This is a genomic window from Actinoplanes sp. NPDC049599, assembly GCF_044465625.1.
Taxonomy (GTDB): Bacteria; Actinomycetota; Actinomycetes; order Mycobacteriales; family Micromonosporaceae; genus Actinoplanes.
Map to the genome: position 1 here is coordinate 15530 of NZ_JBITLX010000021.1, position 13720 is coordinate 29249.

Annotated in this window: 12 protein-coding genes, 2 tRNA genes and 1 pseudogene; 13 read left to right on the forward strand and 2 right to left on the reverse strand. The window is 68.9% G+C overall.

The features are described from left to right. Positions 1-11 precede the first annotated feature (11 nt). From gnd to ACIBQZ_RS30060, 4 genes are read left to right on the forward strand one after another with little or no spacing between them, the layout of a single operon-like run. The gene (gnd, locus tag ACIBQZ_RS30045; protein WP_396092177.1) at positions 12-884 is read left to right on the forward strand and encodes a phosphogluconate dehydrogenase (NAD(+)-dependent, decarboxylating); all 873 of its coding nucleotides are present in this window, start codon (positions 12-14) and stop codon (positions 882-884) included. A 1-nt stretch (position 885) separates the two neighbouring features. Then, positions 886-2013, forward strand: coding sequence for a DNA replication/repair protein RecF (gene recF / locus ACIBQZ_RS30050; RefSeq protein ID WP_396092305.1), 1128 nt, complete (start codon positions 886-888; stop codon positions 2011-2013). Then, positions 2006-2692 (forward strand): DUF721 domain-containing protein, encoded by a 687-nt coding sequence (locus tag ACIBQZ_RS30055; RefSeq protein WP_396092178.1) that lies wholly within the window; start codon positions 2006-2008, stop codon positions 2690-2692. The genes recF and ACIBQZ_RS30055 overlap by 8 nt, the downstream gene beginning before the upstream one ends. A gap of 34 nt (positions 2693-2726) precedes the next feature. After that, positions 2727-3182: a hypothetical protein gene (locus tag ACIBQZ_RS30060; protein WP_396092179.1), complete on the forward strand. Its 456-nt coding sequence runs from the start codon at positions 2727-2729 to the stop codon at positions 3180-3182. Here ACIBQZ_RS30060 and ACIBQZ_RS30065 read toward each other — a convergent pair. Next, positions 3176-3742 carry a hypothetical protein gene (locus ACIBQZ_RS30065; protein ID WP_396092180.1) on the reverse strand — a complete coding sequence of 189 codons (567 nt, stop codon included), beginning with the start codon at positions 3740-3742 and terminating at the stop codon, positions 3176-3178. The genes ACIBQZ_RS30060 and ACIBQZ_RS30065 overlap by 7 nt on opposite strands. Positions 3743-4272: 530 nt before the next feature. Between ACIBQZ_RS30065 and gyrB the strand changes: the two genes are divergently transcribed. From gyrB to ACIBQZ_RS30095, 6 genes are all read left to right on the forward strand, one after another. After that, a complete protein-coding gene (gene gyrB, locus ACIBQZ_RS30070; protein WP_396092181.1) occupies positions 4273-6225 on the forward strand; it encodes a DNA topoisomerase (ATP-hydrolyzing) subunit B in 1953 nt (650 codons plus the stop codon). Positions 6226-6363: 138 nt separating this feature from the next. Continuing rightward, positions 6364-8877: a DNA gyrase subunit A gene (gyrA, locus tag ACIBQZ_RS30075; RefSeq protein ID WP_396092182.1), complete on the forward strand. Its 2514-nt coding sequence runs from the start codon at positions 6364-6366 to the stop codon at positions 8875-8877. Positions 8878-8880: 3 nt separating this feature from the next. Continuing rightward, a complete protein-coding gene (locus ACIBQZ_RS30080; RefSeq protein ID WP_396092183.1) occupies positions 8881-9789 on the forward strand; it encodes a DUF3566 domain-containing protein in 909 nt (302 codons plus the stop codon). Positions 9790-9889: 100 nt separating this feature from the next. Further along, positions 9890-9966, forward strand: a tRNA-Ile gene (locus ACIBQZ_RS30085). Between the two features lie 38 nt (positions 9967-10004). Beyond that, positions 10005-10133 (forward strand): DLW-39 family protein, encoded by a 129-nt coding sequence (locus tag ACIBQZ_RS30090; protein WP_396092184.1) that lies wholly within the window; start codon positions 10005-10007, stop codon positions 10131-10133. Positions 10134-10146: 13 nt separating this feature from the next. Further along, positions 10147-10219: transfer RNA gene (locus tag ACIBQZ_RS30095), tRNA-Ala, on the forward strand. An 813-nt stretch (positions 10220-11032) separates the two neighbouring features. On the opposite strand, the gene ACIBQZ_RS30100 is transcribed toward ACIBQZ_RS30095, so the two are convergent. Continuing rightward, on the reverse strand, positions 11033-11461 hold the full coding sequence (locus ACIBQZ_RS30100) for a hypothetical protein (protein WP_396092185.1): 429 nt from the start codon (positions 11459-11461) through the stop codon (positions 11033-11035). A 215-nt stretch (positions 11462-11676) separates the two neighbouring features. Here ACIBQZ_RS30100 and ACIBQZ_RS30105 point away from each other — a divergent pair. From ACIBQZ_RS30105 to ACIBQZ_RS30115, 3 genes and pseudogenes are all read left to right on the forward strand, one after another. After that, positions 11677-11916: pseudogene (locus ACIBQZ_RS30105) on the forward strand (DUF6228 family protein); the annotation flags it as partial. 426 nt (positions 11917-12342) lie between these two features. Next, on the forward strand, positions 12343-13005 hold the full coding sequence (locus ACIBQZ_RS30110; RefSeq protein ID WP_396092306.1) for a Type 1 glutamine amidotransferase-like domain-containing protein: 663 nt from the start codon (positions 12343-12345) through the stop codon (positions 13003-13005). A 99-nt stretch (positions 13006-13104) separates the two neighbouring features. After that, positions 13105-13641: a helix-turn-helix domain-containing protein gene (locus ACIBQZ_RS30115; RefSeq protein ID WP_396092186.1), complete on the forward strand. Its 537-nt coding sequence runs from the start codon at positions 13105-13107 to the stop codon at positions 13639-13641. Positions 13642-13720 lie beyond the last annotated feature (79 nt).

Below are 13720 nucleotides of genomic sequence, written 5' to 3' on the forward strand. Positions count from 1 at the left end.
GGGGGAACACCATGCAGCTCGGCCTTATCGGTCTCGGCCGGATGGGCGGCAACATGCGCGAGCGGATTCGCTCCGCGGGGCACGATGTCGTCGGCTACGACCGCAACCCGGACGTCTCCGACGTCGCCAGCGTCGCCGAACTGGTCGAGAAGCTCGCCGCGCCGCGGGTGGTCTGGACGATGGTGCCGGCCGGCCAGATCACCGAGAGCACGATCGACGAGCTGGGCGGGCTGCTGTCCGCCGGTGACATCGTCATCGACGGCGGAAACTCCAAGTTCACCGACGACAAGCCGCGGGCCGACCGGCTCGCGCCGCAGGGCATCGGCTACCTGGACTGCGGTGTCTCCGGCGGCATCTGGGGCAACGCGAACGGCTACGCCCTGATGGTCGGTGGTTCCGCGGAGAACGTCGCCACCTGCATGCCGATCTTCGAGGCGCTCAAGCCGGCCGGCCCGTACGGCTTCGTGCACGCCGGCCCGGTCGGCGCCGGCCACTACACCAAGATGGTCCACAACGGCATCGAGTACGGCATGATGCAGGCGCTGGCCGAGGGCTGGGAGCTGCTGGAGGCCTCGGAGTACGTGGACAACGTGCCCGGCGCGATCAAGAGCTGGCGCGAGGGCAGCGTCGTCAAGTCCTGGCTGCTCGACCTGCTGGACCGGGCGCTGGACGGCGACCCGGAGCTGGGCAAGCTCAAGGGCTACGCCGAGGACACCGGCGAGGGCCGGTGGACGGTCGACGAGGCGGTCCGGCTGGCCGTCCCGCTGCACGTCATCGCCGCTTCCCTGTTCACCCGCTTCGAATCGCGGCAGATCGACTCGCCCGCCATGAAGGCCGTCGCCGCGCTGCGCCAGCAGTTCGGTGGCCACGCCGTCGTCGGCTGACATGTACGTGCGCCGGGTCGAGTTGACCGACTTTCGTTCCTATGAGCGGGTGGCGGTCGACTTCGATCCCGGCGTCGCGGTGCTGGTCGGCCAGAACGGCATGGGCAAGACCAACCTGATCGAGGCCCTGGGTTATGTGGCCACTCTGGACAGTCACCGGGTGGCCACCGACGCGCCGCTGGTCCGGGCCGGCGCGAGCTCGGCGGTGATCCGCTGCGAGATCGTCCACGATGGTCGCGAGCTGCTGGTCGAGCTGGAGATCGTGCCCGGCCGGGCGAACCGGGCCCGGCTGAACAGATCACCGGTACGCCGCTCCCGTGAGGTGCTCGGAGCGTTGCGGATGGTGCTGTTCGCGCCGGAGGATCTGGAGCTGGTCCGGGGTGACCCGGCCGAGCGCCGCCGTTACCTCGATGACCTGCTGGTGGCCCGGCTGCCCCGGTTCGCCGGGGTGCGCGCCGACTACGACCGGGTGGTCAAGCAGCGCAACGCCCTGCTGCGTACGGCGTACCTGACCCGCAAGGTCGGCGGGACGCGCGGGCAGGACCTTTCGACGCTCGCGGTCTGGGATCAGCACCTCGCGCAGCACGGCGCCGAGCTGCTGGCCGGCCGCCTGGAGCTGGCCGCGGCCCTCGGGCCGCATCTGACCAAGGCGTACGACGCGGTGGCGGCCGGCCGCACGTCGGCCTCGATCGCGTACGCGTCGCGGCTGGGTGAGTCGCTCGTGCCGGACCGGCCGCGGCTGGAGCAGGCCCTGCTGGCGTCGCTGGCCGAGCGGCGGCAGAACGAGATCGAGCGCGGCGTCACCCTGGTCGGCCCGCACCGCGACGACCTCACCCTCACCCTGGGAGAGCTGCCGGCCAAGGGGTACGCGAGCCACGGCGAGTGCTGGTCGTTCGCGCTGGCGCTGCGGCTGGCCGCCTACGACCTGTTGCGCGCCGACGGGATCGAACCGGTGCTGGTGCTCGACGACGTCTTCGCCGAGCTGGACTCGGGCCGCCGGGAACGGCTGGCCGCCCTGGTGTCCGATGCGACGCAGTTGCTCGTGACCTGCGCGGTGCCGGAGGATGTGCCCGCCGCCCTGCAGGGCGCCCGCTACGACGTCGGAGCAGGAACGGTGACCCGTGTCTGAGGCAACCCCGGAAAAGCCGCCAGCGGCTGCCAGGGACGTCGCCGGCACGGGCGCGGCGGCGCCGAGGAAGGCCGCCGCCCGCAAGGCCCCCGGTCGCAAGGCTGCCACCGCGGACAGCCCGGGTCCGGCGGCTGCCCCGGCCGACAGCGCCCCGGAACCGTCAGGTGTCCCGGGCACCACGGTCGGGCCCGAGCTGGCCCGCGCGGTGCTGGATGCCGCTCTCGCCAAGCGTCGGGCGTCGCAGCAGGCGCCGCGCCGCCGTACCGAAAGCGCCGAAGGCACCGGTCGCCGGCTGCGCGGCTATTCCGGCCCGGGGCCGGATCCGCGGGATCCGCAGCTCTTCGGCGTCATGCTCGAACGGATCATGAAGCAGCGTGGCTGGCAGAAGCCGGCCGCCGAGGCCAAGGTCTTCGGCGCCTGGGAGAAGGTCGTCGGCGCGGACGTCGCCCAGCACAGCCGCCCGGTGAAGCTCGACGCCGGCGTGCTGACCGTGGAGGCCGAGTCGACCGCGTGGGCGACCCAGCTGCGCATGCTCGCGGGCAACCTGCTCAAGCGCATCGCCGCCGAGGTCGGCCACAACGTGGTCACCAAGCTCAACATCCACGGCCCGGCCGCGCCGTCCTGGAACAAGGGCCCGCGCCGGGTGCAGGGCCGCGGCCCACGTGACACGTACGGCTGAGGAACCCCGGCCGCTCCGCCTGCGTCCCAACCCGATGTTGCGCCGTCTGCTCGTGATCGTGGTCCTGGCCCTCGCCGGTCTGGTCGTCGCACCGACGGGACCCGCGTGGGCCTGCTCGTGCGGCGGCCCGGAGTACACCGGTGACCTGGTGGTCGTGGGGGTGGCCGAGTCGGTCCACAAGCCCTGGTCGGACGACGAGGTGCGGGTGCGGCTGCGGGTCGAGTCGGTGCAACGCGGCGACGCCGGCGCCGAGGTCGAGCTGCGCACGGCCGCCGATGGCCCGGCCTGTGGATACACGTTCCACGAGGGGCACCGCTACCTGGTCTACTCGACCGAGGGAACCACCACGACGTGTGACGGCAACGAGAACCTCGGCCTCGTCGATCACCCGGGCGAGGGACCACCGGGTGCACTGTGGTGGTCCCTCGGCGCGGGCGCCGTCGTGGTGGCCACGCTGCTCCTGCTCCGGCGGCGCGGGCGGGCTCAGTAGTCGGCGAAGACCGCGAAGCCGCGCTCGGCGCAGCGGCGGTAGAAGCCCGACAGAACCGCCAATTCGGTACGGGCGAAGCTCCAGTGCGGTGCGTTGCCCGCGTCGTCGCGCAACGCCGCCAGCCGCTGGTCCAGCCAGCGCAGCTGCTGCTCCACGAGCCGCCCGCCGGCCACCGCGGACCGCATCACGTTCGCGACGGTGTCGAAGGTGACCAGGTCGCCGTACGGCTGGTGGCCCTCCACGAAGCGCTCCAGCCCGCCGGCGATCCACGCGCAGCCGTCCGGGTCGATGACCGGGTCCTCGTCCTCCGCGGCCGCGTCGGTGGCGTACAGGACGCCCTCCAGCCCCAGCAGCAGGTCGACGAGCTCGGTGTAGGCAGTCGCCCGTACCGTGCCGGTCTTGGCGATGTGCAGCGCGAGCGCACCGGTGGGCGCGGCGATGTCCGGCGCGTCCGCGACGGCGCCGAAATCGACGAACTCGGCCGGGGCGACCGGGTCGTAGAACCGGTTCGTCCGCGGCCAGTGCACCGCGACGTTGTCCAGCCCCTTGTCCAGCGCCATGGGGGCCCACCTCTCCTCGAACTGCCGGGCTGCGGACCTGTCCGGCGGTGTTCCGGCCCGCGCGGGCGAGGTTACGACACCGTCGCCTGCTGTCGTGAGGCAGTGTCGCAGCGCGTGGCCTCACCCGCCGGGAGGCGCGCCTCGGGGTCGGGCCGTCGAAAGGTTCGCCGTTGCGGGAGGCGCGCATTCCGTGTAGGGGGACTCGCGGGAGTGGCCCTCAATCGCGCTACGGCAATCTGAGGTACCCGGACGAGGGTGCCGGACCCCCGCCGACTCGCTCCGACGGAGTAGAATCGATGAAGACCGGGAAAGTCCGCGCCGTGATGGCACTCCGTCACGCTACGCGATTTTTCCAGCCGATCACGATCCGCGGGTGACCGCGGCGACCGGCGCGCTCGGCTCCACCGGTGGTCCGCCTCTTCTCCGCGGCTCGTCGCCGGTGACTGCCCTGCGCGTCGTTGGCCGCCGGCCGCTCGCCAACCCCGTGACCTGCCCGCCTCGCGCGGGCCGGCGCGAGAAAGTGGCCGAGGGTGGCAGAGAACACGCAGGAATACGGTGCCGGTTCCATCACCGTGCTCGAGGGTCTCGAGGCGGTCCGCAAGCGCCCCGGTATGTACATCGGTTCCACGGGCGAGCGGGGCCTGCACCACCTGGTCTGGGAGGTCGTGGACAACGCCGTCGACGAGGCGCTCGCGGGCTACTGCGACACCATCGACGTGGTCCTGCTGCCGGACGGCGGTGTCTCGGTCACCGACAACGGCCGTGGCTTCCCGGTCGACCTGCACCCGAAGCTGAAGAAGCCCGGCGTCGAGGTCGCGCTGACCGTCCTGCACGCGGGCGGCAAGTTCGACGGCAAGGCGTACGCGGTCTCCGGCGGTCTGCACGGCGTCGGCGTCTCCGTGGTCAACGCCCTGTCCACCAGGATGTTCGTGGAGATCCACAAGTCCGGCAACGTCTACCGGCAGCACTACAACGCCTCCAAGCCCGGCCCGCTGGAGAAGGGCGAGGCCACCTCGCGCACCGGTTCGATGGTGCAGTTCTGGCCGGACCCGACGATCTTCGAGACCGTCGAGTTCGACTGGCAGACGATCTACCGGCGGATCCAGGAGTACGCCTTCCTCAACAAGGCCCTGACGATCAACCTGGTCGACCGGCGTCCCGAGTACGTGGATGAGGAGGGCAAGGCCCGCGAGGTCACCTTCATGTACGAGAACGGCATCGCCGACTTCGTGCGCCACCTCAACCAGACCAAGACCCCGATCCACAAGTCCGTGATCGAGTTCGAGGCCGAGGCGAACGACGAGGGCATGGCCCTCGAGATCGCCATGCAGTGGAACGAGTCGTACGGCGAGTCGGTCTACACCTTCGCCAACACGATCAACACCCACGAGGGCGGCACCCACGAGGAGGGCTTCCGGGCCGCGCTGACGAGCATCGTCAACCGGTACGGCGCGGAGAAGAAGTTCCTCAAGGGCGACGAGAAGCTCTCCGGCGAGGACATCCGCGAGGGCCTGGCCGCGATCATCTCGGTGAAGCTGACCAACCCGCAGTTCGAGGGCCAGACCAAGACCAAGCTCGGCAACACGAACATGAAGAGCTTCGTCCAGAAGATCGCCAACGACAAGATCGCGGACTGGTTCGACCGCAACCCCGCCGACGCCAAGCAGATCATCACCAAGGCCTCGCAGGCGGCCCGCGCCCGGATCGCCGCGCAGCAGGCCCGCAAGCTGGCCCGGCGCAAGTCGCTGCTGGAGTCCGGGTCGATGCCGGGCAAGCTGGCCGACTGCCAGTCGACCGACCCGCGGGTCTCGGAGCTGTTCATCGTCGAGGGCGACTCGGCCGGCGGCTCGGCCAAGCAGGGCCGCGACAGCCAGATCCAGGCGATCCTGCCGATCCGCGGCAAGATCCTCAACGTGGAGAAGGCCCGGATCGACCGGGTGCTGAAGAACAACGAGGTCCAGTCGCTGATCACGGCCCTGGGCACCGGCATCCACGAGGAGTTCGACGTCGCCAAGCTGCGCTACCACAAGGTGGTGCTGATGGCCGACGCCGACGTGGACGGCCAGCACATCCAGACGCTGCTGCTCACCCTGCTGTTCCGCTTCATGCGGCCGCTGGTCGAGCTGGGCCACGTCTACCTGGCCGCACCGCCGCTCTACAAGATCAAGTGGAACAAGCGCGGCGACGACGCCCAGTACGCCTACTCCGACCGGGAGCGCGACGGCCTGATCGAGCTGCGCCAGCAGAAGAAGCCGAACGCCAAGCCGGACGACATCCAGCGGTTCAAGGGCCTCGGCGAGATGAACTTCCGCGAGCTGTGGGACACGACGATGGATCCGGGCTCGCGCACCCTGAAGCAGGTCACCCTCGACGACGCTGCCACCGCCGACGAGCTGTTCAGCGTCCTGATGGGTGAGGACGTCGAGGCACGGCGCTCGTTCATCCAGCGCAACGCCAAGGACGTCCGGTTCCTCGACATCTGACGTGGGGGTGAGCGACGCCACTCGGCGCCGCTCACCTCGGGTTATGCACAGCGAATCACCGCTTTCCACAACGTTATCCACAGCGAAATGCGTAGCTCGACGCTGTTTGTCGGGTTTGACTGTTAGTAAGGGTTGACTGTGACGGATACTCCCGAGACCCCCGCCGAGGAACCGCAGGACCTGCCCGCCGGCGGCGGAGTGAGCCAGCGTGTCGAGCCGGTCGGCCTCGAGGTCGAGATGCAGCGCTCGTACCTCGACTACGCGATGAGCGTCATCGTCGGGCGCGCGCTGCCCGACGTGCGGGACGGCCTCAAACCGGTGCACCGCAAGATCCTCTACGCGATGTACGACGCCGGCTTCCGCCCCGACCGCGGCTACGTCAAGTGCGCCCGGGTCGTCGGCGACGTCATGGGCAACTACCACCCGCACGGCGACTCGTCGATCTACGACGCCCTGGTCCGGATGGGCCAGCCGTGGTCGCTGCGCTACCCGCTGATCGACGGCAACGGCAACTTCGGCTCGCCGGGCAACGACCCGCCGGCCGCCATGCGATACACCGAGTCGAAGCTCTCCCAGCTCGCCATGGAGATGCTGCGCGACATCGACGAGGACACCGTCGACATGCAGGACAACTACGACGGCCGGGCCAAGGAGCCGACGATCCTGCCGGCGCGGTTCCCCAACCTGCTCGTCAACGGCTCCGAGGGCATCGCGGTCGGGATGGCCACCAAGATCCCGCCGCACAACCTGCGCGAGGTCGCGGGTGCCGTGCAGTGGTATCTGGACAACCCGGAGGCGGACGAGGCCACGACGCTCGAAGCCGCCATGGGGATCGTCAAGGGACCCGACTTCCCCACCCGCGGCCTGATCGTCGGCCAGCAGGCGATCCAGGACGCCTACCGCACCGGTCGTGGTTCGATCCGGATGCGCGCGGTGGTCGAGGTCGAGGAGGACGCCCGGGGCCGGCCGTGCCTGGTGGTCACCGAACTGCCGTACCAGGTGAACCCGGACAACCTCGCCGAGCGGGTCGCCGAGCTGGTCAAGGAAGGCAAGCTCACCGGCATCGCGGACATCCGGGACGAGTCGTCCGGGCGTACCGGAATGCGGTTGATCCTGGTCCTGAAGCGCGACGCGGTCGCGAAGGTCGTGCTGAACAACCTCTACAAGCACACCCAGCTGCAGGAGACCTTCGGCGCGAACATGCTGGCGCTGGTCGACGGGGTGCCGCGCACGCTCAACCTGGCGCAGTTCATCCGGCACTACGTCGACCACCAGATCGAGGTCATCCGCCGGCGCACGGCCTACCGGCTGCGCAAGGCGGAGGAGCGCGCGCACATCCTGCGCGGCCTGGTCAAGGCGCTGGACATGCTCGACGAGGTGATCGCCCTGATCCGGCGCTCGCCCACGGTCGAGGACTCCCGCCAGGGCCTGATGCAGCTGCTCGACGTCGACGAGATCCAGGCCACCGCGATCCTGGACATGCAGCTGCGGCGCCTGGCGGCGCTGGAGCGACAGAAGATCATCGACGAGCTCGCGCGGATCGAGATCGAGATCGCCGACCTCAAGGACATCCTCGCCAAGCCGGAGCGGCAGCGGGCGATCGTCTCGGAGGAACTGGCCGAGATCGTGGCCCGCTTCGGCGACGACCGGAAGACCGTGATCATCCCGTTCGACGGCGAGGTCTCGATGGAGGACCTCATCGCCCGCGAGGACGTTGTGGTGACCATCACACGAACTGGTTATGCCAAGCGCACGAAGGTCGACCTGTACCGCTCCCAGAAGCGCGGCGGCAAGGGCGTGAGCGGCGCATCCTTGCGGCAGGACGACATCGTCAGCCACTTCTTCGTGATCTCCACGCACTCGTGGATCCTGTTCTTCACCAACAAGGGCCGGGTCTACCGCGCCAAGGCGTACGAGCTGCCCGAGGCGAACCGGGTGGCGAAGGGTCAGCACGTCGCCAACCTGCTGGCCTTCCTGCCGGACGAGCACATCGCGCAGGTCATCCAGATCCCGGATTACCAGGTCGAGCCGTACCTTGTGCTCGCCACCAAGAATGGCCTCGTGAAGAAGACCCGGCTCGAGGAATTTGACTCCAACCGCAGCGGTGGCATCATCGCCATCAACCTGCGGGAGGATGACGAGTTGGTGGGCGCCACGCTGGCCGCGCCGGAGAACGACCTGCTCCTGGTCTCGAAGAAGGCTCAGGCCATCCGGTTCAACGCGACCGACGAGGCGCTGCGGCCGATGGGGCGGGCGACCTCCGGCGTGATCGGCATGCGCTTCAGCGAGGCCGACGAACTCCTCGCGATGGAGGTGGTTCGTGAGGGCATGGACGTTTTGGTGGCAACCAACGGCGGGTATGCCAAGCGGACGCCGATCGAGGAGTATCCGGTGCAGGGCCGGGGCGGCAAGGGCGTGCTGACAGCCAAGATCACGGAGCGTCGTGGCGGGCTCGTCGGAGCGCTCGTGATCGACCCGGAGGATGAACTATTTGCCATCACCAGCAATGGTGGTGTGATCCGGACTCCCGTGAAGCCTGTACGGCGCACGCGGGATCGGAACACAATGGGGGTCAAGCTGATGGACCTCCCAGAAGGTGTAACCATCGTGGCGCTTGCTCGCAATGCCGACGAGCCTGACGAACAGGACTAGTTGATGCCGGAGACACAGGCGAAGTCGGGGGGCCCGGGATCCTCGGCATCTCCGGTCGATGCGGAGCCGAACAAGGACGGCGCCACACCGACCGGACGCGAGGCTGCCGGCCGCGCGGCGGTCCCCGCCGAGGCCCCGTCCCAGCCGAAGTTCACCCGTGCGCCGGGCATGACCCCGCCGCCGGGTGAGCCCGCCGCCGACGGTGATGGTCAGGCCGAGCAGAAGCGACCAGCAGCCCCCACCGGCCCCGCGGGCCCCACGGGTCCGTCGGTCGCCAAGGGCTCTGCCACGGTGCCGATCGTCACCAAGGGCAAGAGCGGCGGATCCGCCGCGGCGGGTCAGGGCACGCAGCCCGGGCGCACCGGGGTTCAGCCCCCGGTCAAGCCCGGCACGGCCCCGCAGCGACCCGCTGAGGCCCCCAAACGGCCGGCGGGCACCACCGCCGCCAGCGGCTCCGCGGCCGTGGGCGCCGCCCGGGTCTCCGAGGCGGTCCGCTCCGCGCGCTCGACGGTGACGTCGGCAGCGGCACGCGGCCCCCGCCGGGCCCGGCTGAACCTCAAGCGGATCGACCCCTGGTCCGTGATGAAGTTCGCCTTCGCGGTCTCGGTGGTCCTGTTCATCGTGGTGGTCGTGGCCACCTCGGTGCTGTACCTCTCGCTCGACGCCATGGGCGTCTGGCAGGAGGTCAACAAGAGCCTGCAGAGCCTGGTGAGCGCCAGCGGCGGCACCGAGGGTGCGAGCACCGGCGGCGGCTTCCGGATCACCGCCTGGGGCGTCATCGGCACGTCGATGCTGATCGGCGCGGTCAACGTGGTGCTGTTCACCGCACTGGCCACGCTGGGCGCCTTCATCTACAACGTCTGCGCCGACCTGGTCGGCGGCGTCGAGCTGACGCTCGCCGAGCGCGACTGAGCACAGGCAAGACGTGGTCGCGGCCGCCGTGTCCGACACGGCGGCCGCCCCCAATTTGGGGGACCGCGAGGCGGTACGGTAATCTTCGTGTCGCTGTCACGGGGCTATAGCTCAGTCGGTTAGAGCGCAGAGCTGATAACTCTGAGGTCGCTGGTTCGATTCCAGCTAGCCCCACCACGCACCTCCTCCCGCCGCGGATGTAAGGGGACCCAGCCATGCTGAAGAAGCTCCTGATCGTTGTCGGCGTCGTCGGCGCGACGGCCCTGATCGTCAAGAGGGTCAAGGCATCCAGCGACGAGCGCGCGTTGTGGCACGAGGCTACGACTGCGCCTGACCTGCGCTGAGTCCCGCGCACCGGGGGCCCTAGCTCAACTGGCAGAGCACCGCCTTTGCAAGGCGGGGGTTAGGGGTTCAAGTCCCCTGGGCTCCACACATCCCGCCCCTGATCAGGGTGAACGCCATCGCAAGACCGTTGGGATCACTTCACTGTGATCCCACTTCTTGCTGGACGCTCGCCGACCAGGGCAGTCGCCATCAGCACGCTTCCTCGATGACGAGCATGACCTGTCGATCGCCATTGCGGAACTCCGCCAGCCAGAAAGCGCTGTGAGCCGGAGCGTCGCCGGTGGCGAATCGCCCACTCGCTCCAGCAGCGTCTCGCGCTCGTGGCCGGACACCTCGCATGGATGGGCGCCGTACGCATGCAGGACTCGCAGGTCGGTGCGCTTCAGGGAGCCGGCGCAGCGCCGGACCTTCAGGTTCGATGCCCCGGCCGCGGATGTGCCAATGGACGCCGCGATCGTCGATCCGTTGGCCATCCCGGATTGGCTGGGGCCGTGCTTCAGCAGCGTGTTCTCGGTCGGAGACGCTTGAGTTCGCTGCACGGAGCAGGTCGGCGATCGACTGTGAACCTCCGGGTTGACGATCCGTGCTTCGCCTTCGCACGGCCGTCTCCTGAGCTTGTCGCGATCGACAAGCGACGAAGTTCATCGGGGACACTGTGCCCGTGAAGAGCTGCCACTCGACTTTCGCCATTTATGGATCACGGCCCCCGTGATCCAGCCCGCTGTCGGGTTCATCCGATATGCAGAGATTGCCCATCGAAGGGTCATCTCAGGAGGAAAGGGATTCGAGTGGTGGACCTTGTAGCGGTGTGGTGTGGGTGGAACGTTTTAGCTCATCAAGATCTGCGGGAAGGCTGGCGCTGAGGCTGCGACGGCACGAATGGCGAGAGTTTTGGGGTTCACCGACCCTGATCATTTGGGCGTACGGACGGCACGGACACCAGTCCTTGTTTCGCCAGTTGTTGCCTGATGCGCGCAGCGATTCTGCGTACCCGTGCCGCGTCCGCCGGCTCGCCGATCTGGTCGTCCACGACCGCGCTGTCTTCGAGTTCGGACACGACGAGAGCCCATTGGGCCACGTTCAGGGTCACCTTGTGCGGCTCACCGGGCTCCGGCAACTCCCAGGCGGACCCGATGCCGGACGGCCATTCCGTGATCTGGTCCCGGCCAGCCTGGCTGACGCTTTCGCCAAGGTCGGCGAGGGCGCTGGCGCGGGCATCCGCGGCGCGTGCCTCGGCGCCGGAGTCGGGATCCCAGCACTCGTCCCGGTAGCTCTGTATCGCGTTGTCCATCGTCCCGTCGATGAAGATCCAGTCGGCGATGCCCACGACGACCGTGTGCCTGGAGCGTTCTGCGGCTGGGGCCATACGGCGATCATCGGCGCAACGCGGTGTCCAGGCAGGCAGAGCGACCAATTTGATGCCGGGCATACTCCCTCACCATGACTGAGCCGTTCGTCCTGGGCGACGCCGATGCGGCGCGGTGGGTCGTCCATCCGCCGCGGGATCCGTAGGGGGACGGCTGTGTCTACACGGTCGCTACCGAGTTGCATGAGGACGGCATTACGGCGGCGACGATTGCCAAGGTTGACGGGATCGATGACGATCTCGCGACGACGCTGTCCGGCTTCGTGGCAAGCCTCGCGAATGACTGGCAGGGCTGGGATGGCGTCCGCACGTGGCAGTCGTTGGAGCGAGAACTCACCATCGATGCCCGGCACGATGGACGCGGTCATGCGTCGCTCGGTGTGACGTTGCAGGCCCCCGGCCCCCGACTGGGATGACACCGCTTGGTCCGCCAGGCCGGTCTTCGTGCTGGAAGCGGGGAGGGGATGGCCCGGCCCGCCGCGGATCTCATGGCCTAGGTTCTGGACGTGGGATACACGCTGGAGGCCGTCCTCGGAGCCTCGGACGCTGTGGCCGCCGGGGCTGCCCGATACCCGGACGCGGTGGTGGTGTCTCTGCGGGACGACGTGTCGCTCGTACCGATGAAGGACGAGTTGTTTGATGCCGTCACCGATCGCACGAGCGTGCGGCCGTTCGGGTTCTGGAAGTTGCCCGGTGGGTTTGATCGGATGTTGGCGCCCTGGTCGACCGTGGGGCCCGTCGGATACGTCGAGCCGAGTTCTTCGGCGGTGTGGGCAGCCAGCGGGCAGTTCTGTGGCTGCCGGAACTTCCACGGTGAGAGTGCCCGAAACATCGGAGGCATCTTGAAGCTCTTGCTCACCTCGGGCGGCGTCACGAATCCGAGCATCCATTCGGCTCTTGTGGAGCTTCTCGGCAAGCCGGTCGCCGAGTGCCGCGCCCTCTGCATCCCGACGGCGCAGTGGGGTCACCCGATGTGTGGTCCGACGTCGGTGCGGGGCTTCTTGAGCGCTGGGCCCGATTTCCGGCACCTGTCCGGCCTGGGCTGGGCTTCGCTCGGTGTTCTTGAGCTCACCGCGCTGCCCACCATCGGCGCGGAGCGATGGGTTCCCTGGGTCAGGGAGGCCGACGTGCTCCTGGTCGACGGCGGCGACGCGACGTATCTGTGTCACTGGATGCGGGAGTCCGGGCTGGCTGATCTGCTGCCCTCGCTGCCCGACCTGGTCTGGGTGGGAGTGAGCGCCGGAAGCATGGTGATGACGCCCCGGATCGGTGCGTACTTCGTCGAGTGGCCGTCCGCGCCGGACGACCGTGCCCTGGGGGTCGTCGACTTCTCGATCTTCCCGCACCTGAACGCCTTCCCGACGAACACCCTGGCCGACGCGGAGCGCTGGGCTGCCGGGATCGGCGTGCCGGCCTACGCCATCGACGAACAGACGGCCATCAAGGTCGTTGACGGCGCCGTCGAGGTGGTCTCCGAGGGGCAGTGGACCATGCTCGGGTCGTAGCCGCCCGGAGTCCGATATGGATTTTGTGGGCGGTAAGAACCATCAGCCGTTCGGTTGTTGCGTGGGGTGGGGCGGTGCCGCCAATATCCACGTGTGACGATGCGTGCACGAGAGTGGTTGACGACCGGCGAGGCGGCTGTGTTGTTGCGGTCGTCGCGGGCGCATGTGGTTGACCTCTGCCTGCGGGGGCTGCTGCCGTACGCCTTGATCGGCTCGCAGCGGCGGATGCGCCGGTGTGATGTCGAGGCGTTGATCGAGCCGCGGATGGATCGCGAGCAGCTGGAGACGCTCTGGCTGCATCGTGCCGTCGCCGGCCGGCTGGTTCGTGATCCGCGGGCCGTGCTGGCCGCGGCCGCGATCAACCTGCGGCGGCTGCGGCGTATGCACCCCGAGGGGCGGGCCTGGGAGTGGCTGGACCGCTGGGATGCCGTGCTCGAGCAGGGGGTCGAGGCGGTGCTGGAGGCGCTGACCTCCTCGGCCGCCTACGCCGTGGAGCTGCGGGTGTCCTCGCCGTTCGCCGGAATTCTGCCGGACGGTGAGCGGCGGGCGGTGGTGACGGCGTTCGCCGACAGCTGGCGGGAGCGGGCGCGGTCGATGCCGCCGGAGAAGTTCGAGCGGGTCCTGCGCAGCGTTTAGCTGACTCGTACGTCACACCGTGCTACCGGTAGAAGGTTGCCGGGAGGATATTTAGCTCACCTAAGTTCCTGCGGGCATC